Raw genomic sequence first — 22,304 nt, 5'->3', positions numbered from 1 at the left:
CCATCGAACCGACGTCCAGATATCCGGTCTTCAGAAGTCCTAATCGGACTTCGTGGGAGAAGAGTAAGCTCCCCGGCCGCGCACCATTCTCTGTGGCCGCATTCCTCGGAGACGGATCTAGTCGGGCGGGGTGCCGTTGAGCAGCAGGTCGGTTGTGATGCGGACGATCTCTGAAAGGCGTTTTGATCGTCCCTTTACCCGCGTTGTAAGGACGAAGCCGTCGAAGGCCATGAAAGCCAGATGCGAAAAGGCATCGTTCTCTCCAAGCAGGCCTTGCCGGTCTTCGGGTAGGCTGTCCTTCAGCATGACGGTCAAACGCTGTTCGAGATAGAGCAGCAGGTCGCGGCTGTAATTGTCCTCCGGCTTCGACAGGGCGACCCCCTGGACCAGGTTGATGGCCAGGTTGTTGTCCGCCGCCGGGATCTCGCCCCACAGGACAAAGAGAATCCGTTCGATCCGCTGGCGCCCGTCCTGAATGCCCTGCAATTCCATTTCCAGCTGATCGATCTGCCGAAACAGCCAGGGCCGCAGCACCGCCCAGAGCAGGTCGAGCTTGGACGGGAAATAGGAATAGAGGTTCGAGGTTGAAGCGCCGGCCTGTTTCGCAATCTGCGACAAGCTGGTGGAGGCATAATCCTTTTCCGAGAAAAGCTGAAACGCGCTTGCGAGGATCGCCTCCCGCACATCCGCCTTCTTTACCTGAACCATCCCGCCTCGCAGTCGTCTTTCGGTGTCAAAAACGCATGACAATGCACAAAACCGAATGGCGTGCTTTTGTAATTAACTTTCAATCCGTCCAAAAATCAACGGAAAAAGCTGGAAAACTCGTGTTTTCCATTTAACGCGTGATGGAGCTATCATTTAAAACCGAACAACAAACGGTATTGACAGCCTTCTTGTCTGGGCGCACTCTCTCCCTAACGAACGCGGAGCCGTCCGCTGGAACGGGCGGCCTGGAATGGATGGGAAGGAAGGCGGGCGGTCTCATGCCACCCCTTCGAATCGACGGTATCCGCCTGAACGCCGGGCGCGGTCGAGAATCCTTCATTTCAGATGATTGGGATGGTGTTCGCGCCGTCTGGTTTTACGCATGCCGATCTTCGGTGTGGAGGATGGAGACAAATGATGCAGGCAGATATCCGCAGCATGGAAGTCAACCCAGCGAAGCTGGCGATGCTGTTCCGCAAGCAGTTCGAGCTGTGCAACATCAAGCAGGGCGAAACCATCGCCATCGTCTCCGACCTCGGCACGCGCCGGGAATACATCCAGGCGGCCTTCGCGGCGGCGGATGAGTTGGGCGCCGATATCTATGAAATGTGCGTCAACCAGATTCCGGGCTGGACCAAGGTCGGCGTGCCGACCGTCGGCCAGTGCAAGGGGACGCTGGAGGCGCTGATGGCCTGCGACATGGTGCTGATCTTCCATGTCCCGCTGTTCGCCAAATGGCTGAAACAGGTGATGAACAACGGCGTCCGCGTTCAGATGATCATCGATGCGCCGGATGATCTGGAGCAGTTGCAATCCCCGCCGGGTTTGAAAGAGGCGGTGCTTTATGCCCACGGCATCTACGAAAAGACCAAGTCGGTGCATGTCACCAGCAAGGCCGGAACGGACCTTCATTACAGCTGCGGCGAATATCCGGTGATGAGCCAGTATGGCATGGCGGACGAGCCGGGCCGTTTCGACCATTGGGGTGTCGGCCTGATCCACACTTTCCCGAATGAGGAAAGCGCCCATGGCACGGTCGTCATGCAGCCGGGCGACGTGATCATTCTGCCCTACTGCCGTTATGTCGTGGACCCGGTCCACCTGACCATCGAGGCGGGGCATATTACCAAGATCGAAGGCGGGCTGGACGCGACCTTGATGCGCGAATGGCTGAAGGATGGGGAGGATTTCGCCGGCGATCCCGACCCTTATGCGGTTTCCCATCTCGGCTGGGGCCTCAACCCGCAATGCCGCTGGGATTCGATTGCGCTCTATGGCGAAGGGCCGGAGCGCAGCCGCGCCGCGTCGCGCTGTTTCCCCGGCAATTTCCTGTTCTCGACCGGGCCGAATACCCAGGGCGGCGGCAAGCGAACCACGCGCGGTCACTATGACGTTCCGATGCGCGATTGCACGATCAGCCTGGATGGGACAGTCGTGGTGGAGGAAGGCCGTTTGGTCGATCCGAAGATGATCGTGCCGCGCGTGCGGCGCTGATTGGACGGAGACCTCGATGCGTATTGAGCAATCCTTTACTGTAGGCGCCCCGCCGGACCGTGTCTGGTCGCTGATCCGCGACCCCCAGGTCATGGTCGGCTGCGTCCCCGGCTGCGACGGGATCGAGCAGATCGACGAGACCTCCTACACCGCGCAGGTCACGGTGTCGGTCGGCCCGATCAAGGCGCGCTTCAACCTGGTGGTAGAGATCACGGAGGAACAGGCCCCGACCTTCATCCGCACGGAATCGCGTGGTGAGGAAGGCTCCCGCGCCAGCATGGTGAAATCGGTCAACGAGATGCGCCTGGCCCCGGTCGACGAAGGGACCGAGGTGTCCTATTCCGCCGATGTCGAGATCAGCGGGCGGCTCGGCCGCTACGGTGCCGGTATGATGAAAAAGATTGCCACCAAACTGGCCGGCAAATTCGAAGAATCCTTCCGGACCCTCGCCGAGGCGCCGGAAGAGGTCGCGGGGTAGCCGTATGATGGCGGCAACATTCCACAAACCGGCCACGGTCGACGATGCCGTCCGCGTCCTGACCGATGCGGGCGAGGGCGGCCGCCCGATTTCCGGCGGCGCCACCTTGGTCGCCATGATGAATGCGAAATTGGTCGAGCCGGATGTGCTGGTCAGCCTGTCCGCGATCGCGGAGCTGAAGGACTTCGGCCGGGCGCCGGACGGAACGGTGCGCATCGGCGCCATGCGCCGGCATCGGGAAACCGCCTTCGAAAGCGATCTTTCCGGCGGGCAGGCGGTTGTCGCGAAGGCGGCCTCCCAAATCGCCAATCCGCCGGTGCGCAATATGGGCACGATCGGCGGATCGATTTCCTTCGCCGATCCGGCGGCGGATTACCCACCTGCCCTGGTCGCGGCGGATGCGACGATTGAAATTGCCGGTCCGGATGGCCGGCGTCTCGTCCCGGCAGAGGAATTCTTTCTGGGCTGGTACGAGACCGCGGTGGAGTCTGGCGAGATCGTGACGGCGGTTCTGCTGCCGCCGGCGCCGGAGCGGGCCGTCGGCCATTATGAAAAACTGTGCCGGGTCGCCGGCGACTTCGCCCTGGCGTCGGTTGCCCTGGTCCTGGCGTTGGATGGCGCCGGAACCGTCACGCATCTGCGGCTCGCGGTCGGCGGCTGCGGCGGCGGGCCGGTCCGCTGTCCGGAGGCGGAGGCCCTGGTTGTCGGGGCGGCGCCGAGTAAGGAGCGTATCGCCGCCCTTGCGGCGCGCCTGGTTGAGGATCTGGATCCGGTCGACGACAGCCGCGGCAGTGCTGAATATCGCCTGCAGATCGTTCCTCGCCTGATTGCCAAGGCGTTTGAGGAAGCCCTGACGGAAATGGAGCCTGCGCGATGACGACGAAGACCCAGAATGTCACCGTGACGGTGAACGGCGCGGCCCGGACACTCGCCTGTGCCGGCACGACGACGCTGCTGACGGTGCTGCGCGACGATCTGTTGCTGACCGGTGCCAAGCGCGGTTGCAATCAAGGTGTTTGCGGCGCCTGCACGGTCCTGATCGACGGACGGCCCATGCGGTCCTGCCTGACCCTGGCCGCCAATCTGGACGGGGCCGAGGTGACGACGGTCGAAGGCCTGGCGCCGCGCGGCGAGCTGACCCGCGTTCAGGAAAGCTTGCTGAAGCAGAATGCGGTGCAATGCGGCTTCTGTACCTCCGGCATGGTGATGGTGGCGCACGATTTCCTGCAGCGTAATCCCGATCCCGATGTGGAGGAGGTCCGGGACGCGTTGTCGGGCAATCTCTGTCGTTGCTCCGGTTATCGCGCGCTGGTCGATGCCGTGATCGATGCGGCGACGGGAGGGGCGGCATGAGTGTCGAGATCCCGTTCGGCGCCGTCGGCGCAAATGTTGCCAAACTTGAATCGGCGGAGAAACTGACCGGCGCGGCGCAATATATCGCCGACCTCAGCCGTCCGAATATGCTGCACGCCGCCATCGTACAGAGCGACGTCGCCCATGCCCGCATCCTGGGTTATGACCTGACGGCGGCGCTGGCCGTGCCCGGGGTCGCGGCGGTCCTGACCGGGGCGGATTTCCCGGATGGGCGCATGGGGGCGTTCATCAAGGACGAACATGCCATCGCCAAGGACAAGATCCGGTATTTCGGCGAGCCCGTTGCCGTGGTCGCGGCGGAAGACGAGGAAACCGCCCGCGCGGCGGCGAAGCTCGTCGTCGTCGACTATGAGGAACTGCCGGCGATCCTGTCGCCGGAGGCGGGCCTCGCCCCGGACGCGGCGATTATCCATGAGGAGCTGGAAAGTTACCTCAAGGTCTTCCCGGCGATCTGTGACGGCAATATGGCCTCCTATACCGAACTGAGCGAAGGCGACATCGAGGTCGGTTTCGCCGAGGCCGATGTGGTCGTCGAGGGCGAGTTCGAGACTGCCCCCCAGGCGCATCTGGCGATCGAGCCGGTCGGTGCCCTGGCGGAAATCGACAGTCAGGGCCGGATCACGCTGTGGTCCGCGAACCAGTCCGTGTTCCGGGTCCAGGCGAATGTCTGCGAAAGCCTGAACTTGCCGATGAGCAAGCTGCGCTGCCTGACGCCGCGGATCGGCGGCGGCTTCGGCAACAAGATGGAACCGCATATCCAACCGCTGGTCGTGCGCCTGACGCAGGTGACAGGCCGGCCGGTGAAACTGATCCTGAACCGGGAAGAAGATTTCGAATGCGTCCGCGCGCGGCATCCGTTCAAGATCCGCTGCCGTACCGGGGCGAAGAAGGACGGCACTCTGGTCGCGCGAGAGATGGATGTGCTGCTGGATTGCGGCGCCTTCGGGGACGACAGTCCCGGCGTGTTGGGCTACAGCCTGCTGATGTCGCGCGGGCCCTATCGCATTCCGAATGTGAAGTGCCACGGGAAGCTGGTTTACACCAACAAGATACGGTTTGGGGCCTATCGCGGCTTCGGCAATCCGCAGGTTTCCTTCGCCGCCGAACAGCAACTGGACGAAATCGCGGCGAAGTTGGGCATGGACCCGCTGGATCTGCGGGAGAAAAACCTGCTGCAGCCGGGCGATGCCTGGTTCGGTGGGGGCAAGGTTGCCTCGAACGGTCTCGCCGATTGTATCGCGGCGGCGCGTAAGGCGTCGGATTGGGACAGCCGGACGGCCCGGCCCGCCCCTAAGGGCAAACGCCGGGGCACTGGGGTGGCGCTGGGTGCGCATATCTCCGGCCTGCTGGGCACCGGCGCGATTGTCCGGGTGCTGGAAGATGGGTCCATCGTTCTCAATACCGGCGCTGTGGATATCGGGCAGGGGTCGGATACGGTCCTGGTTCAGATGTGTGCGGAGGCGCTGAAGGTCCCGGTCGAAAAGATCAGCCTGGCGAGCCCGGATACGGACGGGTCGCCCTATAACTGGGGCACGACGGCAAGCCGGGTGACCTATACCACCGGCCGCGCCGTGGTCGGCGCGTCGAAGGAGGTCGAGAAACAGTTGAAGGACCATGCGGCGCAAATGCTCGAATGCGCCGTCGGAGATCTGGAACTGCGCCCGGGCGGCATGGTCGGCGTGACCGGATCGGACAAGGAAGTCAGCTTCCATCAGATTTCGCTGCGCGCCCATTGGGGGGCGGGCGGTCCGATCGTCGGGCATCATACGCTGGTCTTCGATCAGCCGACGGTCGATCCGAAACGGGCAATCGCCAAGGGCCTGCCCTTCCCGCAAATCGGCGTCTACAGCTTCATCTGCACCGTGGTCGACACCCTGACCGACGAGGTCAGCGGCAAGACGGAAGTGGACGAGGTCTGGACCGGGGTCGATGTCGGAAAGGCGATCAATCCGTCGCTGGTCATCGGCCAGATGGACGGCGGCTTCGTTCAGGGCATGGGGTTCGCGCTGTGTGAAGAGATGGTCTGGGACGGTCCGAAACTCGCGAATCCGACCCTGCTCGACTACAAGGTGCCGACGACGCTGGATGCGCCCTACCGGATGCATACGACGATTGTCGATGCGCCGGAACCGGACGGCCCGTTCGGAGCCAAGGGGGCGGGCGAAATCGGTCTTGTCCCAGTGCCCGCCGCCATCGCCAATGCGATCGCAAGCGCTATCGGGAACCGGCTTCACAGCCTGCCGATGAAACCGGAAAAAGTCTTCCGCGCGATGACGGAGCATGACGATGCGGCCTGAGGATTATCCCGCGCAGGAGCCTTTCACCACGATCGGCGCCCAATACCATGACGAGGTGTTGCGCCTTGCCGAGGGTGTCGAGGGCGAGGATATCCCGCTCGGCGAAGACCCGTATCGGTCCGTCGCGGTCTATCGCAGCGCGGCGCCCAGCGGTCAGGTCCTTTGCCTGATTCATGGCGGCGGCTGGACCAACGGCTATAAGGAATGGATGGCGTTCATGGCGCCCGCGCTGACGGCGCGGGGTGTGACCGTGGTATCTTTCGGCTATCGTCTGGCCCCGGGGAACGTGTTTCCGGCACAGTTCGACGATTGCGCCGACGCCCTTGCCTGGGTGCATGACCATATTGCCGACTATGGCGGCGATCGCGACAGAATTCATGTCGGCGGCCATTCCGCGGGTGGGCATCTGGCCTCGCTGCTCGCCCTGCGCCTGGACTGGCAGGCGCCCCGTGGCTTGCCGGCGGATGTCGTGAAATCGGCGCTGCCGATCTCCGGTACGTATCTGTTCGGCGAAGGGTCCGGCCTGTCGATGCGGCCGCGCTTCCTGGGCGATCCGGAGTTGGCAAACGAGGCGCCGGCCTCTCCCGTTTCCTATCTGCGGGACGGGGCACCGCCGTTTCTGGTTGCCTTCGGGACGGAAGACTTTCCGCATCTGGTCCGCCAGGCGGAGGATTTCGCCGCTGCCTTGTCGCGTCATGGCGGCGTTGTCGAAACCCTGCCGCTGGAAGGGTGCAATCATCTCGGCGCCAGCTATGCCTCAGGGGACCCGGACGGGGTCTGGGTTAGGACCGCGCTTGCCTTTATCGAACAATCCGCGCCGTCAAAGACCGGGAAAACCGGCTGACGGAAATCCAACATGTGGACCGCACCGGTCCGATTACTGGGAGAATGGGGATGTTGAAGAAACTTACATACAGTCTGGCAGCGGCGGCCGTCATGGCCCTGCCGTTTACGGCGCAGGCCGCCGAACCGCTGAAGATCGGATATTCCATCGCGAATACCGGTCTCTTCTCGAAAGCGGCGCCGTCGCAGATGACCGCCTACGATCTGTGGGCTGAGCAAGTGAATGCCGCCGGCGGCCTGGATGTCGCGGGCGAGAAACGTCCCGTCGAACTGGTCTGGTATGACGACGAATCCGACCCGGCCAAATCCGCGCAAATCTATGAGAAGCTGATCAACGACGACAAGGTCGATCTGCTGCTGGCCCCCTGGGGCACGCCGCATCACCTGAACGTCGCGGGTGTGGTCGAACAGAACGGCTTTCCGATGGTCGGCAACACGGCGGCGTCTGTCGCCATCCGTGAGGTTCAGCCGGGCAACATCTGGTTCCCGACTTCCGCGATTCCGGACCGGATCGGCCCGGCCCTGACGGACATGTTGAAGGAGCAGGGGGTCAAGTCGGTCGGTATCCTGGCCAACGTCCTGCCCTTCAGTCAGGAGAATCTGCAATTCCTCGTACCTGCCCTGGAAGCGGCCGGTATCGAGGTCAAGCTGAACGAAAGCTATCCGCCGGACATCAAGGACATGACGCCGCTGTTGACGCAGCTGAAGGCCGCGAATGTCGATGCCGTTCTGGCGCTGACCTATCCGTCCGACGCTTTCCTCTATATGGGGCAGGCGAAGGAGTTGGGGATTTCCTCACCGTATCAATTCCTGCTGATCGGGCCGACCATTGCCGCCTTCAAGGACGCGTTCGGTCCGGTCGCGGACGGCGTCATCACGGTCGGTCATTGGGCGGAAAGCCAGACGGATTGGCCGCGGGCGAAGCCGTTCTTCGATGCCTATGTGGCGAAATACGGTGCGGCGCCGGACTATCTGGACTCCGCCTTGGCCTATATGTCCTGCGAAATCCTGCAGCAGGCCGTCGCCAAGGCCGGACTGGATCACGACAAGCTGCGGGAGGCGATTTCGACCATGACCTTTGATACGATCAATGGTCCGGTTCGCTTCGACGGTGTGGAGAATGCGATCACCCCGACCGCCTTCCTCCAGATCCAGGACGGGGCGATGCAGATCGTCTGGCCGAAGGACATCGCGACGGCACCGATCGCGAAACGGTAGGGAAATCGGGCAATCCGTCCGGCGGACAGTGCGTGCCGCCGACCGCCGGACGGTTTCCGTCAGCATAGTCGAGGGCTTCTCGTGGACTTCCTTCTTTCCGGTCAGCTGCTGTTCGCGGCCCTCGTCCTGGGATCGGTCTATGCGGTGATCGCACTGGGTCTCAATCTCGTCTATGGCACGATGCGGCTCTTGAATATTGCCCATGGCGAGATCGTGATGGTCGGTGCCTATGCTGCTTTCTGGGGTTTTTCGTTGCTGGGGCTTTCGCCGCTCGTGGCGCTGCCCGTGGTCGGCGTCCTGACCGGCGCGATCGGGCTTGTCCTCTACCGCACCCTGTTCCGCGCGCAGCTCGCCGCCAACAAGCCGGTGGCACAGTTGGAAGCAAGCTCGCTTCTCCTTTTCTTCGGCGTCTCCATCGTGATGCAGAACCTTGCGAGCCTCGCCTTCACCGCGACCCCGCGCGCATATCAGCATCTGGATACGGTGTACCAAATCGGCGGCGTTGCCATGACCGGCAACCGGATCGCGACGCTGGTCGTTTCGGTCGCCATCCTCGTAGCGGTCCTGCTGTTCCTCAATCGCAGCATCTACGGGCTTGCCGTGAAGGCGCTGATCCAGCATCGCGACGCCGCACGGGTCGTCGGCATCAATGTCGACCGGGTGCAGACCGCCAGCATCCTGGCCGGCTTCGGGATCGCCGGGATCGCCGGTGCACTGGTGAGCATGGCGGAGCAGATTTCCCCCTTCATGGGCTTTCCGTTCACCATCGCCAGTTTCGTCGTCATCATCATGGGCGGGCTGGGCAATATAATCGGCGGGATCATGGCCGGGTTCCTTCTCGCCTTCATCGAGATTTATGCCGTGGCGCTGACATCCGCGAATTTCCGGTCGATCCTGATCTATGGGATCTTCGTCGGCATCCTGGTTTTGCGGCCGCAAGGGCTGCTCGGCAAGGCGCGCCGGTCATGATACGCGCCCATGGTCTCCCCCTCGCGGCGATCCTGGCCGGTGCCGCCGCGTTGATGGTCTTCGGTCTCGGTAGCGGGTCCTATTGGACCATCGTCGCGCTCAACCTCGCCATGTGGATCGCCCTGACACAGAGCTGGAGCCTGTTCAGCGGCACGACCGGCTACATTTCGCTGGGCCATGTCGTCGCCTATGGGATCGGCGCCTATGTGGTCGCGTTCAGCTTCAAGATCGTTCCGCTCTGGCTGTCGATCCCGCTGGCCGGGGTGGCGGCGGGCCTTTTCGCGCTGATGGTTGCGCTGCCGGTTCTGCGGGTGCGCGGGCCCTATTTCGTGATCCTGACCTTCGGCCTGGCGGAACTGGTGAAATACATCCTGCTGAATGTCGAAACCGGCCTCGGCAAATCGAGCCGCCTTCTGTTCGGCGCGCCGAAGCCGGATACGCTGCTATGGATCATGGTCGGGCTTGCGGTCGCGGCGACCGTCGCCCTGTATGCCGTGCACCGGTCGCGGTTCGGGCGCGGCCTGGACGCGATCCGGGAGGACGAGACCGCAGCCGAGACGATTGGAATCCCGGTGGTTCGCCTGAAGGTGCTCGCCTATGCGGCCTCCGCGGTTATTCCGGGGATGGTCGGCGGCGTCATGGCGCTGCGGTCCACCTATTTCGAGGTGCTGCAGGTCTTCAATCCGACGATTTCGTTCACCATTGTAACGATCGCGATCATCGGCGGCGCCGGTGACGCGCGGGGGCCGATCCTGGGTGCGCTGTTCCTGGTCGGCCTGTCGGAAGTCCTCCAGAATGCCTCGCCGCAAATCTATCTGATCCTGCTGGGCCTATGCCTGATCGGCTGTGTCCTCTTTCTGCCGAAGGGGCTGGTCGGTCTGCTCCACCGGAAAGGGGGCGCGCGATGACGCTCCTGGCCATCAACGCGCTCTGCAAGAATTTTGGCGGCCTCAAGGCGCTAAGCGACGTGTCCTTCGCTGTAGAGCGCGGATCGATCCACGGATTGATGGGGGCGAACGGCGCGGGCAAGACGACCCTGTTCAGCATCATCGCGGGCAACGCGAAGCCGACCAGCGGCAGCGTCTTCTTCGACGGCGATCCCATCCAGGGTCGGCGGCCCGACGCCATCTGCCGCCTGGGTATCGCGCGCACCTTTCAGATCGTCCGGCCCTTTCCTGGCCTGAGCGTCCGGCGGAATGTTGAAACCGCGATCCTCTATGGCCGTCAGGAACATGTCGGTACCGCCGATGCGGAACGTGAGGCGGATCGGATTCTGACCGAGATCGGACTGGCGGACGCCGCCGACAAACCCGCCTCGACCTTGACGCTTTCCGGGCGGAAGCGGCTGGAGGTCGCGCGTGCCCTGGGGACGGGTCCGAAACTGCTGATGTTGGACGAGGTCATGGCCGGCCTGACGCCAACGGAAGTGACCGAAATGATGCAGACGATCCGGCGCGTGAAGGAGGCCAACGACCTGACGGTGCTGATCATTGAACATGTCGTCAGCGCCCTGTCCGATCTGTCGGACCGTATCACCGTCTTGCATCATGGCGTAAAGATTGCCGAGGGTACCGCGCGGGAAATCGCGGAGAACAAGGATGTTCAGTCCGCCTATTTCGGCGAAGACGACGACGCGGGGTCGGACGACGATGTCTGACTTCTTTTCGGTCCAGGATCTCCATGTCGGCTATGGCGAAGTACGCGTGCTTCACGGCGTCTCCCTGACGGCGGTTGAAGGTGGGATCACTGCGGTCATCGGGTCGAACGGGGCGGGCAAATCAACCCTGTTGCGGTCGCTGTGCGGTATCGTGCCGATCGGTGCCGGCACGGTCTCTTTCGAGGGCCGGGATGTGACCGGTCAGTCCGCCGAACGCCTGGTGGCCGGTGGAATCTCCATGGTGCCGGAAGGACGCTGGATCTTTCCGGACATGACGGTTTTGGAGAACCTGCGAGTCGGGGCGATCAATCCGCGAGCGCGTGACGTCAAAGACGAAACCTTGCAAGCGGTCATGGAAATGTTTCCGCGCTTGAGGGAACGGTCTAGTCAACTTGGCGGAACGCTGTCGGGCGGTGAGCAGCAGATGCTGGCGCTGGGCAGAGGGTTGATGGCCGCCCCGAAACTCCTGCTCCTTGACGAACCGACACTTGGTCTGGCGCCCGGGATAGCCAAGCAGATTTTCAAGATACTGCCTGACCTGACCGCCCTTGGGCTAACGGTCATTCTGGCGGAGCAGAACGTTTCCAAGACCCTGTCCATTGCCCATTACGCCTACGTTCTGGAGAATGGCGGCATCGTTTTGGAAGGAACCGGCAAGGACCTCCTTGGAAACGATGCGATCAGGGCGGCCTATCTGGGGCACTAGGCCAATACGAGGCGGCCTATGGCCCACCTGGAATCGGTAGCCCAACCCGTTTGATAGGATCGGCACAATCGGGCATCCGAGTTAGGGCATCTGGGCGGCCTGTATCGAGGGATCGTGCCTTTTGACTTCTCCTGCGAAGGTCCCTGGCAGTCGATCCTCAAGCGCCGTTCCACTTGAATGAATACCGCACTAGTGTCGAGTATGGGTAAGGCGGCGTGACAGAACCGTCGGACATTTGCGAGGAAGCTTCATGCGGGTGTTGCAGTTTGCCATTATTCTCCTGGTCGGCTTTGGCCCTTGGTCCGCGCCGCTGCCCGAGGCGCAAGCGGCACCGCAGGAGACATTGGATTCCGTTGTTTCGGTCCTGCCGGTCTGGCCGGGAAGGGAGCAAGGCGGAACCGGGGCTGCGCCGGGGACTGTGCCGGAGGGCAGCGGCGTGGTCGTTCGTCCGGGCATTGTCGCGACGGCATGGCATGTCATCGAACCGGCCGAGAGGATCGATATCCGACTGCGTGACGGCCGTACTCTGCCGGCGCGTTTGATCGCCGGAGATGTCGCCAGCGACATAGCGGTTTTGCAGGTGAATGCCGAAATCCCGGTATTTCGTCTCGCGCCGACCCCCTCGCTGGTCGAGCCGGTCTGCGCCGTCGGCAACGCCTATGGTCTTGGGCTGTCCGTAACCTGCGGCGTGGTGTCGGCATTGGCCGTGACGAATGCCGGCTTCAATCCGGTCGAAGACTTCGTCCAGACGGATGCGGCGACCAATCCCGGCATGTCCGGCGGGGCCCTGGTGGATTCCGAGGGGCGGCTGGTCGGTATGCTGTCTGCGATTTTTGCGTCCGATGCGGATTCCAATATCGGCATCAATTTCGCGGTTTCGGCGGAGTTGCTGGTCCGCGTTGTGGATGCGCTGATCGCCGATGGAGCCGTCGACTACCCCATACCGGGATGGCGTCTGATGCCGCCGGACGCGGCGCAACTGACCCGGATCGCGGCCCCGGTGGTGGGGGCGTTGGCGGAAGACGGGGCGGCGGCGCGCGCCGGAATTCGGGAAGGCGATCTGATCCTTCGTATCCGGGACCGTCGCGTTCGGACGCCGAGAGACGCCGTCACGGCTATCGCGGTCATTGCCGATATCGCGGAGCCGGTGCCGGTGATGATCGAGCGGAACGGCACGGAACAGACAATCCTGCTATCGTTCAGCGGTTCACCACCGACGACGGAACAGGATTCGCCGGCCCCATCGGCAAGCGACGATTGCCCCTATGGGGCGGCGGTTTGCCGAATGCGTCAGGCCGTGTTCCCCATTTCCAGCTTCGATCCCATCGGCAGCGCGACACGGATTGGGGAAATGCTGCTGGTGACCAACCGCCATGTCGTTGCGGACCGCATGGATGCCGTGGTTCATACACCGGACGGACCCTTGAACGGTACCGTGCTTCCGTCCGCCTATGCGGGCGACCTGGTCCTGATCGAAGTGTCGTCCCTGCCGGCTTCCGGTTTCATTCCACCGCTTGTCGCGGATGATCCGAAGCCCGATGCGGCCTTCCACGCGGTCGGGGCGGATGTGGCGCGACAACAGATTCGGGTCTTCGAACCGGGCGGTCTGATCGCCCTGCCCGCCGAGGGGGCGGCGCTAGGGCGGCTGCATGTGTCGGCCCAAATGCAGCCCGGTGTCAGCGGCGGTGCGCTGGTCGACGGCGACGGCAATCTGGTGGCGATCGCCGTCGGCGGGGGCGATGGTCGGTACGAGGCCATTCCCATTGTCGATGTGCGGCGTCTTCTGGATCTGCGCGATAATCCGGATGCGGAGGAACGCCATCGGGAACTGGGCGCCGCATTTCGTGCCTGTGCCGAGGGCTTGGATTCGATTGCCGAAGGTGCCGCAGAAGGCGACCGGCTTGGACAAGTCGGCGCGCTGTGTGGTGCGGCCGACAATCACGGTCAATTGCTGGATGCGGGCCGCGTGCTAGGACGATCGGGCGATTTCGACGGTGCGATCGCGATGCACGGACAGGCGGTCCGGCAGGTTCCGAATTCGATCAATGCACGGATCTCGCTTCTGGTATCGCTTCAGATCGGCGGCCGGTTCGCGGAAATGACGGAGCATGCCCGCGTGCTTATGGGAATGGCGCCAAAGGACCCGCAAGCCCTGCGCTTCGCCATTCAGTCCGGGGTTTGGGGAGATGACCCGGATCTGGCGGAAGAAGCGTATAAGCTACTTCTTGTCGCCGACCCCCGTCAGGCAGAGGCTGCTCGGCGGTTCCTCGACAACCCGCCGCCGGCGCCGCCGAAGCGGTAGCGCTTGTCTAGTCCGCGGAAGGATCGGGAATCCAGCCGACCGCGACGACCGGTGAGGTTTCGAAAGGCGAGGGGGTCGCCCGTGCGAATATTCGTTCCCGAAGTTGGTCGATGGTGAGGGACGGTTCCCGCTGCAGCAGACGCGCTGCCAGTGCGGCCAGCCGGGGAACTGCGTAACTGGACCCCGACGCCGTCCCGCTTGCGCCGCGAAAGTCGATGATCGGAACGTTCTCGGCCGGCAGCATGATGTCGACACTGTCCAGGCCCCAGTTGGACCCTTGCGCCAGGCGCCCGAACCCGTCCGCCGAAGTAACGACGATCATGTTCTCCAGGGGCAGGACCGCCGGCCATAGCGGATTGCGGTCGATATCGCGGCCGTCGTTACCGGCTGAAACAATCGCGAGGATGTCATGTTGGGCCAGCGCGGCGGCAAAAGCGTTCCAATCGTCGATCCGATTGCTGCCGAGGGGCATAGCCAGAATGCGGGCACCGGCGCGTGCCGCATCGGATACGATATCGGCCATGCGAGACATGTCGGGACGCGGATAGCGGAAGGGAATCAACGTTGCTTCCGGCGCCTCGCGGACCAGGACCGACGCGACCGCGGTGCCGTGCCGGATGGGCAGGAAAGGGCTGCGGGAAACATCGCCGTCATAGGGCCAGGGATCGAGATCCCAGTAATCAAAACCCAGGGGCACCCCTTTCGGGTCGCGCGCCAGACGGTCGCGAAACAGGTTCATATCGTAGGCAAGGCCGGAATCCACCAACGCGACGCGAACGCCGCCGGGATCGCTGCCATCCGGCCAGGGTGCCTGCAGGGTTTCGGACCAGCGCAGCGTGGTCAGGTCGCCGTCCAATTGGTCGAGGTAGAGCCAAGGGGGCTCCACCGATCGGATTTCTCGACCGGACTGAATTGTGCAGCCGCCATCGGCAATTGCCAGAAATCGCGGGGCCAACTCATCGCCGATCCGTGCGAAATATGAGGCCCGGAACTGCCGCAGGCGTCCGGCGGCTTGACGCCGTTCGATGCCGATCTCATCCGCGCCGGGCAGCGCTAGCCGGATCGTCACGATACCCGGTTCGCCATCGGCTGGATGGCGCGATTCTTCGACCAGCCAGCTTCCGGGCAGCCGGCTTTGCGCCTCGATGCCGGAGAGATCGTCGACCGGGCATAGTGTGGCGACGGCCAGTTCGGCCCAGCCTCGTTCGTTGGTCGGAAGGCTCTGTCCGATCGCCAATGGCAACCCTGCGGCGCTAAATACCCCGACACAGAGAACCAATAATGAAAGCCGATAAGATCGCATTCGAAGGAGTATCCGATTGGCACCCGAAGTTAGAAAGTACTGAAATATTATTGTACGGCATGTGCCGGGGTAAGGGACACCGGCGGTCTATCGAACAGTTTCATCAAAGCCCCCGATCCAGTTCTCCGCATCCTGTGGGACCGTTTGTGTCAGCGTAAATGCTTATGACCAAAAAGCGCGTTCCAACGCTCGGATTAAACCGTGATCCATATAAAGGGGTCACGGTCGTTAACGGCCGAATTTAGGCAGATCCTGCGCGGTGCGCCACATTTTCGGTCCGCAACAGGGATGGGGAAGAATTTAAAAATATTATTTAAATCAATTATTTATAGTGATGTCTCTCTGATATTAACAAATGTGGCATCCCGCAATTACCCTAAATGCCAGTTAACGGTTTTTTAACGCGCGGGGGCCGAACGCGATATCGAAGTTTTACGGGGACAGACCCCATTCTCTAGTCATCGCTAATCGGGACGGAGACGTCTTTCATGTGTGATGTACGAGACAATATCGTGAGTGAGGTTCCTCATATTCGCCGCTTCGCGCTGTCCCTGGTGGGGCCCAGCCGCGAGTACGACGCGGACGACCTCGTTCAGGAAAGCATCGAGAAGGCCTTGAAGCAGGCGCATACGTTCCAAGGCGGAACCAACTTGCGCGGATGGCTCTTCACGATCACCCGCAACACCTTCCTGTCAGGGAAGCGCCGGGACAGCGTCAAGGCGCGCTATGCCCGCGAGCAGATGGCGTCCGGGGATGAAGCCGTCGACGCGCCGCAGAACATCCAGCTGATGCTGGAACAGACGGCGGCGGCATTGCGGACCTTCCCGGCGAAGGAACGCGAGACGTTGATCGAACTGGCGGTATTGGAACGGCCGCAATCTTCGATCGCACGCCGCTATCGCGAGCCGATCGGCACCGTGAAATCGCGGCTGAGCCGGACGCGCGCGAAGTTGCGCAAGCATTTGGGAGGAATGTCGGCCGAGGCCGTTTCGGCATTGGCCGCTTGAGGATAAACCAAGATCGGGAGACGAAAGATGTCCATGCACTACACGAGTCTGAAGGACGAGTTTACGGGTCTGTTCGAAGACCTGCGCCGGGCACATCTGTTTCTGCTGATGCGCTGGCACTAAGAACCGGGTTGGGAATCGGACGTGGAGGCGTTATGCCGACTCCGCGTCCGGCCCCGTTCGGTCCGTCGGGGCGACCTGTGCGGCGACCAGCCTGTAGCCGACACCCGGCTCGGTCAGCAGTAATTCCGGATCGGTACCGGAATCGCCGATCTTGTCGCGCAGGTTCTTGATGTAGATCCGCAGATACTGCTTCTCTTCGACATAGGCCGGCCCCCAGCATTCCCCCAGAATCTGTTGATGGGTCAGGACCTTGCCCGCGTGACGCGTCAGCATCACCAGGATGTCGAATTCCTTCTTGGTCAGGCGCACATACTTGTCGTGGACATAGACGCTGCGGGACGTCACATCGATGCGGATCGGACCATTGGTCAGCATGGATCCGGCGAACTGCGCCTCCACATCCGACATGTCGCGGATCAACCGCCGCAATCGGGCCAGCAGTTCCGGCATGCCGAACGGCTTGGTCACATAGTCGTTGGCACCGGCGTCCAGTGCCAGAACCTTCTGGTTTTCGTCATGGCGGGCGGACAGGACGATGATCGGCGTGGATGCGATCGACCGGATGGTCTTGACCACGTCCAGGCCGTCGCCGTCCGGCAGGCCCAGATCGAGGATAACCGCGTCGGGCGACATTGTCGTGAACTGCCGGATGGCTTCCTGGCAGTCGCCGGCTTCAAACAATTCATATCCCTGGGCGCTCAGACTGACGTTCAGGAAACGCCGAATCTGGGCTTCATCGTCTACAACTAAAACCTTCATGCCGTCTGCGCGTGGTCGCCTGCTCCGTCGATTTCAACGACGTTCTCAATGGGAAGGTCTATTGTAAAGGTGGTCCCATGCCCAAGTCCATCACTCTGCGCGCGTAAGGTGCCCTTGTGCAGGCGCGCGATTTCCGTGCAGATGGACAGTCCGAGCCCGATCCCGTCCGACCGAACTTCGCCCGCATGGACCTGATAGAAGGGATCGAAGATCGCGGCACATTGTTCGCGGGTCAGCCCGATACCCTGATCGGTGATCGATACGGAAAGGACTTGCCCCGTCGCCTCGAACTGGACGCTGATGGCCGATTTCGGCTTGGAATATTTCATCGCGTTTTCCAGCAAGTTCTGGATCAAATGCTCCAGAAGGGCCGCGTCGCCGCGGATCAGCGGCACGACGTCGGGCGCCAGCACTTCGACGCGATAGTTCATCAGTTTCTGGTTCAGTGTTTCGCAGGCCGTGTCCACGACATCGGTCATGTCGACGAAATCCGCCTCGTCGATTTCCGGCTTCGCCTGCAATCTTGTCTGGTCCAGAATTTTGCGCACAAATTTGTCCAGGCGTTCGGCGCCGCTGACGATGTTGCCCAGAAGCTCGTCCACCGTCTCTTCGGAGTAGGTGGCGCGGAACTGCTGCAGGCTGGACGCGGTGCCCAGGATCGTCGATAGCGGCGTTCGGAAGTCATGGGACATTGCCGCCAGAACGGCGCTACGGGATTGCTCCGCCTCGGATTGCAGGCGTACCGAATGCAGCGCCTCGCGCGCCCGGATCCGTGATAGGGTCAGGCCGATCAGGTCCGACAGGCTTTCCATCAAAACCCGGAAACCGCTTTGGCGCAGTGTGGATTCCTCGGCACCGGAAACAACCAGCAGCGCGTTCTCCGGACCGGCCTCGATCGGCTCGTAATAGTTCAGGACATAATCGGAGAAGGATGTGCCTACGCCGGTCGGTTCCGAGGTATGGCAGGCGAAGGCCGCGGCTTGCAGATCGCTCGGCATGAACTCGATGCCTTGCTCCTTCAATTGCCGTTCAACCCGATCGGGATCGTCTGCGCCGGTTATGACAGTCAGCCGGAATCCAAGTTCCTGCCCGAACTCGTCGCCCAGGGCGCGGGCCACGTCAGCCTCGCTGTTCGCCTCGGCCATTCGGCGGGCAGCGCCGAACAGCAGCGATGCGGTTACCTGCCGGTCGCGGGCGGCAACCGCCCGGTCCGACGACCGTCCGACGATGAAACTCATCAGGCCGCCGACGCCCAGGAAGATGAACAAGGTCATCAGGCTGCGCGCGTCGGAAATCTCGAAGACCCAAAGCGGCCAGATGAAAACGAGGTTCAGGACGATCGCCCCCAGACAGGCGGCCACGATCCCGGCCCAGCGTCCGAACATGACCGCTGACACCAGCACCGCCAAAAGCATGGTCATGGAAGGCGGCGCGATGTTTTCCCATTGGTTGATGGCCCAGGTGGCGGCGGAAAAGCCCGCTACGACTCCCGCAATGCCCAGCAGCTTGGATGCGATGCCGCCGTCATCGTCCCAATCGGCCGTCAGCCCCAAAGAGAGCGAAACCGGCAGTCGGGCCGTCGAAACCCGCGCGTGGCGGAACTGGCGTCGCAATTTGGCCGACAGCATGCGCAATTGATAGCGCGACAGAATGCCGGCGTCGTGGACCGCCAGGATATGACTTGCGGCCTCGTTCGACCCGGCAATATGCGCCTGAAGATCCTGGAAATCGCCAGACAGCACGGTCGCGCCGGCCCGTTCCGCACGGACGGCGGTATCGCGCCGTGCCAGCGTCGTTGCCAGCCCGTCCCGGGCCCAACCTTCCAAGACAAAGATCGTCCAGTTCTCCGCCTGGGTGCGGAACTTTGAAACCCCGGCAGCCCGGACGGCGGCCCAATCGGCGCCGCCCATCAGCACGAGAGTATAAGTTCGCTGAGTCGGTGGCGACTGCTCCTGCGCGGACTCCGGTTGGGCCGCGATGTCATCGCCTTTTTGATTCAATGGTTTGTCCCTTCAGGGCATGCGCGCGACGAGGCCTGAGCGCATGCCAGCTAGTCGCATTCCAAATTGCCAACGTGCTGTTTTAGACGACGCACACCGGAAGAGCACCAACATATGTCATGTTTATAAGACGAAAGTCGGTCTTTATCGGTTCCACGGCCGATTCCCGCTGCCCGCAAACTTTTTTGCCGCGCGGCGCAACTTTCCCGAATGTCCGACGTTACTCGATTAGTAACACCGAAGTCGGAGGTTCGCCGAAATGCAGACCGCAAACGACACAACGCATGCTGACGGACACGATCAGACCCGCACCGCGCCCGACCGCGAAGCGGCGGACGCTCTGGTGGGGTCGATTCTGACCTATGTCTTCGGCGAGCCGCGCAATGCCGTGTCGGCCGCCATGCTGGACGCGTCCAGTGCTGCCCATGCGGCCGCCGAGGATCTGGAAACCAATCAACGCGACGATGCGGCCGGTCTGTTGGATCTCGCGGCTGATTGGTTGGGGAACCAGGGTCGGCGTCTGTTGCGCACCACGCCGGAAGAGGCGGTCGCAACGGTGTCGTGTGCCGCGCGGGAGCGCCCGGCCTTGTTCCTGGCCGGTGCCGCCGCAGCAGGAGCCGCCGCTGTATTGTGGTTGCAATATCGCGCGCCGGCCACTCAACAGGATGAGCCGTCCGGAAAGCCGGGCGCGCAAGACTCGACATGACGGCGCAGCCTCAATCCAGCCCGACGCCCAATTCGTCGCCGGGCGAAAGCCGCTTTGAGGCGATTGCCGGGGCGATGCTTTCCGTCGCGATGGGCATGATTTTCCAGGCGGCGCATCCTTATCTGCGGATGCTGGGCGCCTGGTTGGCCTGGCGGTTCCTAGGCGTGATTACGGCCGCCCTCGCCACCGCATGGGTGGCGATCGGGTTGACATTGGCCCTCCACGAAGTCGCCCCGCTTTGGGCCGCGTTTCTGGGCGTATCCGGACTCCTCGCCCTTGGAGCCGTGATTGCCTTCACCGTTACCCCCAAAGGGCGAAACCTGAGTCCGGGGAATTCGAACCCCTCGAAGAAGGAGTGATTACCATGGCTGAGAAGACCAAAACCAATAAGACCAAACCGTCGACCGCCAAATCCAAACGGAAGACGAAGCGTCAAACCGCCAAGGCCGCCTCGGCCCAGACCGCGCAGAGCGTCCGGTCGGAGGAGCCGGTCGCTCGCACCTCGGCGGTTGCCACGTCGGCGGAGTTCGTGAAGGACAATGCCGTGCCCCTGACGCTGGTCGCGACCGGTGTCGGCTTGCTGGCGGCCAAGACCGTCAATGGCGGCGACAATGCCGTCATGAACGCGGCGGGCAGGGGCCGGGAAGGCGTGACCTCCGCCGCGGCCCAGGTCACGAAGCACGGCCGGGTGATCGGCGGCAAGGCACGCGACGGTGTGCAACGCGTCGGACAAGGCGCCCGCCGGTCGGTCGCCGGCACGCAGCGGATCGTCGCGACGCATCCGGTCGCGTCCGGTATTGCCGCCGCTGCGTTGGGCGCGGGGTTGGCCTTCGCCCTGCCGAAGCTTCTGAACCGCGACACGCCGGATAAATCCTGATCCGGATCCGTGCCGACCGGCGCGCCGCATAAAATTGCGGCGCGCGCGATCGGCGGGAATGTGATCTATTGGGCCGGGTGCCGACCTTCGGGTTGGCACCCGGTTTTCGTTTGTTTGGGATATGTGCTGAGAGATGTTCGACCGGCTGGCGATTTCAACGCGCAGGATGACGCGCGGGTTTCTGTTCTTGCCCGCGGCGCTCAGCTGCTTCGGGATCGTCTTGGCCATTCTGGCTCTGTTGGTCGACTCCCTGGGCTGGCTGGACGGCGTTCTGTCGCCGGCAGGGATATTCGAGATTGATCGCGAGGGCGCAGAATCCGTCCTGGGAACCATCTCGGGCGCGATGATGACGGTTCTCAGCCTGGTCTATTCCCTGACCCTGGTGGTCTTCACCCTGGCGGCCGGGAACATCGCGCCGCGTCTGTTGGAGACCTTTACGGATAACCGTGTGAATCAGGTGACGGTCGGGTTGCTCGGCGCGACCTTCCTGTATTCGCTGCTGGCGCTGCACGGCATCACCAATGTCGAGACGCCGCGCGTGACAGTCGTGGCCGGGATGATGCTGGCGACGGTCAGTTTCTTCTGGGTCGTGTATTTCGTCCATGACACGGCCCAGCGCATCATGGTCGACAATGAAATCGGCCGGGTCCAGCGTTCGCTTCGGTCCAGCATCGACCGGCTTCTGGCCGACGAACCGACGGAAGCCGACGGCGATCGTCAGGCGATCCCGGATCGGGAAGGACGCGCCCTGAGGGCCGTCAAGACCGGCTATGTGACTGCGGTCGATGCCGGTCGCCTGATGGATGTCGCATGCCGATGCGACGGTTTCATTCAGATGCTCGCCCGGCCGGGCCGGTTTCTGATCGAAGATGAGCCCCTCGCCATCCTCTATGACATTCCGGAAGACCGCGACGCGGATCTGCATGCCGCGGTGATGGTATCGGACGCCCGCGCGCCGGAGGGCGACATTCAATTCTCGATCCATCTGAATGTCGAAATCGCATTGAAAGCGCTGTCGCCGGGGGTGAACGACGCCTATACGGCAATCAGCGCAATCGATCATCTGTCGGGGTCGCTTGCCCGGATTCTACAGCGTGGCGCCCCCAGCGCACTGACCCGGGACAAGGACGACACGCCCCGGGTATGGCACGAGATCATCCCGCTCGACGAAATCGTCGGAACGGCCCTGCACCCGCTGCGCCGGGCATCCGCTCCCAATCTTTTGGTCATGATGAAGTTTATCGAGGCCATTCAGCGCATGGCCCTCGTTTCGAACCATGCTCATACGGCCATCCTGCGGATGCATCTTCGGCTGATCGCGGCGGATATGAAGCGGGTAGTGGAAAACCGTGATGATCGGAATGCCATCGCCGCGCTGCTTTGGTCCGCCCGCAGGACCGCTTTGGGGAGATCAAATTCCACCGGCTGATGCCGTTGGGGGGCACGCAAAAGAAAAACCCCCGGACGGATCCGGGGGCTTTCC

General features: G+C 62.7%; 21 protein-coding genes. 17 read left to right on the top strand and 4 right to left on the bottom strand.

From position 1 onward, the window contains the following. Window positions 1–117: 117 nt before the first annotated feature. Window positions 118–708 carry a TetR/AcrR family transcriptional regulator gene (locus ACO06O_RS15425; protein WP_421881584.1) on the bottom strand — a complete coding sequence of 197 codons (591 nt, stop codon included), beginning with the start codon at window positions 706–708 and terminating at the stop codon, window positions 118–120. Window positions 709–1,122: 414 nt separating this feature from the next. Here ACO06O_RS15425 and ACO06O_RS15420 point away from each other — a divergent pair, with 414 nt between their 5' ends. The 12 genes from ACO06O_RS15420 (at window position 1,123) to ACO06O_RS15365 (ending at window position 14,046) form a co-directional block, all read left to right on the top strand. Beyond that, window positions 1,123–2,202: a hypothetical protein gene (locus tag ACO06O_RS15420; RefSeq protein ID WP_421881581.1), complete on the top strand. Its 1,080-nt coding sequence runs from the start codon at window positions 1,123–1,125 to the stop codon at window positions 2,200–2,202. Window positions 2,203–2,218: 16 nt separating this feature from the next. Further along, a complete protein-coding gene (locus ACO06O_RS15415; RefSeq protein ID WP_421881578.1) occupies window positions 2,219–2,680 on the top strand; it encodes a CoxG family protein in 462 nt (153 codons plus the stop codon). A 4-nt stretch (window positions 2,681–2,684) separates the two neighbouring features. After that, the gene (locus tag ACO06O_RS15410; RefSeq protein ID WP_421881575.1) at window positions 2,685–3,557 is read left to right on the top strand and encodes an FAD binding domain-containing protein; all 873 of its coding nucleotides are present in this window, start codon (window positions 2,685–2,687) and stop codon (window positions 3,555–3,557) included. After that, window positions 3,554–4,033 carry a (2Fe-2S)-binding protein gene (locus ACO06O_RS15405; protein ID WP_421881572.1) on the top strand — a complete coding sequence of 160 codons (480 nt, stop codon included), beginning with the start codon at window positions 3,554–3,556 and terminating at the stop codon, window positions 4,031–4,033. The genes ACO06O_RS15410 and ACO06O_RS15405 overlap by 4 nt, the downstream gene beginning before the upstream one ends. Then, a complete protein-coding gene (locus ACO06O_RS15400) occupies window positions 4,030–6,351 on the top strand; it encodes a xanthine dehydrogenase family protein molybdopterin-binding subunit (protein ID WP_421881569.1) in 2,322 nt (773 codons plus the stop codon). Before ACO06O_RS15405 ends, ACO06O_RS15400 begins: the two co-directional genes overlap by 4 nt. Then, entirely contained in the window at window positions 6,341–7,195 is an 855-nt protein-coding gene (locus ACO06O_RS15395; RefSeq protein ID WP_421881565.1) for an alpha/beta hydrolase, read from the top strand. The genes ACO06O_RS15400 and ACO06O_RS15395 overlap by 11 nt, the downstream gene beginning before the upstream one ends. A gap of 50 nt (window positions 7,196–7,245) precedes the next feature. Continuing rightward, window positions 7,246–8,412 (top strand): amino acid ABC transporter substrate-binding protein, encoded by a 1,167-nt coding sequence (locus tag ACO06O_RS15390; protein ID WP_421881562.1) that lies wholly within the window; start codon window positions 7,246–7,248, stop codon window positions 8,410–8,412. Between the two features lie 81 nt (window positions 8,413–8,493). Continuing rightward, window positions 8,494–9,381 carry a branched-chain amino acid ABC transporter permease gene (locus ACO06O_RS15385; RefSeq protein ID WP_421881559.1) on the top strand — a complete coding sequence of 296 codons (888 nt, stop codon included), beginning with the start codon at window positions 8,494–8,496 and terminating at the stop codon, window positions 9,379–9,381. Further along, window positions 9,378–10,289 (top strand): branched-chain amino acid ABC transporter permease, encoded by a 912-nt coding sequence (locus ACO06O_RS15380; RefSeq protein ID WP_421881556.1) that lies wholly within the window; start codon window positions 9,378–9,380, stop codon window positions 10,287–10,289. The genes ACO06O_RS15385 and ACO06O_RS15380 overlap by 4 nt, the downstream gene beginning before the upstream one ends. Continuing rightward, entirely contained in the window at window positions 10,286–11,038 is a 753-nt protein-coding gene (locus ACO06O_RS15375; protein ID WP_421881553.1) for an ABC transporter ATP-binding protein, read from the top strand. The genes ACO06O_RS15380 and ACO06O_RS15375 overlap by 4 nt, the downstream gene beginning before the upstream one ends. Further along, complete coding sequence (locus ACO06O_RS15370; protein WP_421881551.1) at window positions 11,031–11,744, top strand: ABC transporter ATP-binding protein; 714 nt, start codon at window positions 11,031–11,033, stop codon at window positions 11,742–11,744. The genes ACO06O_RS15375 and ACO06O_RS15370 overlap by 8 nt, the downstream gene beginning before the upstream one ends. Before the next feature lie 250 nt (window positions 11,745–11,994). After that, window positions 11,995–14,046 (top strand): trypsin-like peptidase domain-containing protein, encoded by a 2,052-nt coding sequence (locus ACO06O_RS15365; RefSeq protein ID WP_421881548.1) that lies wholly within the window; start codon window positions 11,995–11,997, stop codon window positions 14,044–14,046. A gap of 7 nt (window positions 14,047–14,053) precedes the next feature. Here the strand turns inward: ACO06O_RS15365 and ACO06O_RS15360 are convergent, their stop codons facing one another. Further along, entirely contained in the window at window positions 14,054–15,283 is a 1,230-nt protein-coding gene (locus ACO06O_RS15360) for a S8 family peptidase (RefSeq protein WP_421881545.1), read from the bottom strand. 554 nt (window positions 15,284–15,837) lie between these two features. Between ACO06O_RS15360 and ACO06O_RS15355 the strand changes: the two genes are divergently transcribed. Further along, complete coding sequence (locus ACO06O_RS15355) at window positions 15,838–16,356, top strand: RNA polymerase sigma factor (RefSeq protein ID WP_421881541.1); 519 nt, start codon at window positions 15,838–15,840, stop codon at window positions 16,354–16,356. A gap of 153 nt (window positions 16,357–16,509) precedes the next feature. Here the strand turns inward: ACO06O_RS15355 and ACO06O_RS15350 are convergent, their stop codons facing one another. Then, window positions 16,510–17,238, bottom strand: a complete 729-nt coding sequence (locus tag ACO06O_RS15350) for a response regulator (RefSeq protein ID WP_421881538.1) — start codon at window positions 17,236–17,238, stop codon at window positions 16,510–16,512. Further along, window positions 17,235–19,238: a sensor histidine kinase gene (locus ACO06O_RS15345; protein WP_421881535.1), complete on the bottom strand. Its 2,004-nt coding sequence runs from the start codon at window positions 19,236–19,238 to the stop codon at window positions 17,235–17,237. Before ACO06O_RS15345 ends, ACO06O_RS15350 begins: the two co-directional genes overlap by 4 nt. Window positions 19,239–19,497: 259 nt before the next feature. On the opposite strand from ACO06O_RS15345, the gene ACO06O_RS15340 reads away from it, so the two are divergent. The 4 genes from ACO06O_RS15340 to ACO06O_RS15325 all read left to right on the top strand — a co-directional run bounded on the left by ACO06O_RS15340 (window position 19,498) and on the right by ACO06O_RS15325 (window position 22,250). Beyond that, window positions 19,498–19,944 carry a hypothetical protein gene (locus ACO06O_RS15340; protein WP_421881532.1) on the top strand — a complete coding sequence of 149 codons (447 nt, stop codon included), beginning with the start codon at window positions 19,498–19,500 and terminating at the stop codon, window positions 19,942–19,944. Beyond that, window positions 19,941–20,303, top strand: a complete 363-nt coding sequence (locus ACO06O_RS15335; RefSeq protein ID WP_421881529.1) for a hypothetical protein — start codon at window positions 19,941–19,943, stop codon at window positions 20,301–20,303. Before ACO06O_RS15340 ends, ACO06O_RS15335 begins: the two co-directional genes overlap by 4 nt. Window positions 20,304–20,308: 5 nt before the next feature. Further along, window positions 20,309–20,821, top strand: a complete 513-nt coding sequence (locus ACO06O_RS15330; protein ID WP_421881526.1) for a hypothetical protein — start codon at window positions 20,309–20,311, stop codon at window positions 20,819–20,821. A gap of 133 nt (window positions 20,822–20,954) precedes the next feature. Then, window positions 20,955–22,250, top strand: a complete 1,296-nt coding sequence (locus ACO06O_RS15325; protein WP_421881523.1) for a DUF2254 domain-containing protein — start codon at window positions 20,955–20,957, stop codon at window positions 22,248–22,250. The last annotated feature ends 54 nt before the right edge of the window (window positions 22,251–22,304 follow it).

Origin of the sequence: Pacificispira sp. (genome assembly GCF_965228185.1) — a bacterium.
Lineage (GTDB): Bacteria > Pseudomonadota > Alphaproteobacteria > UBA8366 > Aestuariispiraceae > Pacificispira.
The sequence above is the reverse complement of the archived record's forward strand: the minus strand, read 5'-3'. Positions and strand labels throughout refer to the sequence as shown.

Bases quoted from the DNA above. Each gene is read 5' to 3' on its own strand.
- ACO06O_RS15420 (WP_421881581.1), top strand. From the start codon at position 1,123: ATGATGCAGGCAGATATCCGCAGCATGGAAGTCAACCCAGCGAAGCTG.
- ACO06O_RS15380 (WP_421881556.1), top strand. From the start codon at position 9,378: ATGATACGCGCCCATGGTCTCCCCCTCGCGGCGATCCTGGCCGGTGCC.
- ACO06O_RS15400 (WP_421881569.1), top strand. From the start codon at position 4,030: ATGAGTGTCGAGATCCCGTTCGGCGCCGTCGGCGCAAATGTTGCCAAA.
- ACO06O_RS15330 (WP_421881526.1), top strand. From the start codon at position 20,309: ATGGCTGAGAAGACCAAAACCAATAAGACCAAACCGTCGACCGCCAAA.
- ACO06O_RS15355 (WP_421881541.1), top strand. From the start codon at position 15,838: ATGTGTGATGTACGAGACAATATCGTGAGTGAGGTTCCTCATATTCGC.
- ACO06O_RS15425 (WP_421881584.1), bottom strand. From the start codon at position 708: ATGGTTCAGGTAAAGAAGGCGGATGTGCGGGAGGCGATCCTCGCAAGC.
- ACO06O_RS15325 (WP_421881523.1), top strand. From the start codon at position 20,955: ATGTTCGACCGGCTGGCGATTTCAACGCGCAGGATGACGCGCGGGTTT.
- ACO06O_RS15375 (WP_421881553.1), top strand. From the start codon at position 10,286: ATGACGCTCCTGGCCATCAACGCGCTCTGCAAGAATTTTGGCGGCCTC.
- ACO06O_RS15370 (WP_421881551.1), top strand. From the start codon at position 11,031: ATGTCTGACTTCTTTTCGGTCCAGGATCTCCATGTCGGCTATGGCGAA.
- ACO06O_RS15405 (WP_421881572.1), top strand. From the start codon at position 3,554: ATGACGACGAAGACCCAGAATGTCACCGTGACGGTGAACGGCGCGGCC.
- ACO06O_RS15340 (WP_421881532.1), top strand. From the start codon at position 19,498: ATGCAGACCGCAAACGACACAACGCATGCTGACGGACACGATCAGACC.
- ACO06O_RS15350 (WP_421881538.1), bottom strand. From the start codon at position 17,238: ATGAAGGTTTTAGTTGTAGACGATGAAGCCCAGATTCGGCGTTTCCTG.
- ACO06O_RS15395 (WP_421881565.1), top strand. From the start codon at position 6,341: ATGCGGCCTGAGGATTATCCCGCGCAGGAGCCTTTCACCACGATCGGC.
- ACO06O_RS15410 (WP_421881575.1), top strand. From the start codon at position 2,685: ATGATGGCGGCAACATTCCACAAACCGGCCACGGTCGACGATGCCGTC.
- ACO06O_RS15365 (WP_421881548.1), top strand. From the start codon at position 11,995: ATGCGGGTGTTGCAGTTTGCCATTATTCTCCTGGTCGGCTTTGGCCCT.
- ACO06O_RS15335 (WP_421881529.1), top strand. From the start codon at position 19,941: ATGACGGCGCAGCCTCAATCCAGCCCGACGCCCAATTCGTCGCCGGGC.
- ACO06O_RS15415 (WP_421881578.1), top strand. From the start codon at position 2,219: ATGCGTATTGAGCAATCCTTTACTGTAGGCGCCCCGCCGGACCGTGTC.
- ACO06O_RS15390 (WP_421881562.1), top strand. From the start codon at position 7,246: ATGTTGAAGAAACTTACATACAGTCTGGCAGCGGCGGCCGTCATGGCC.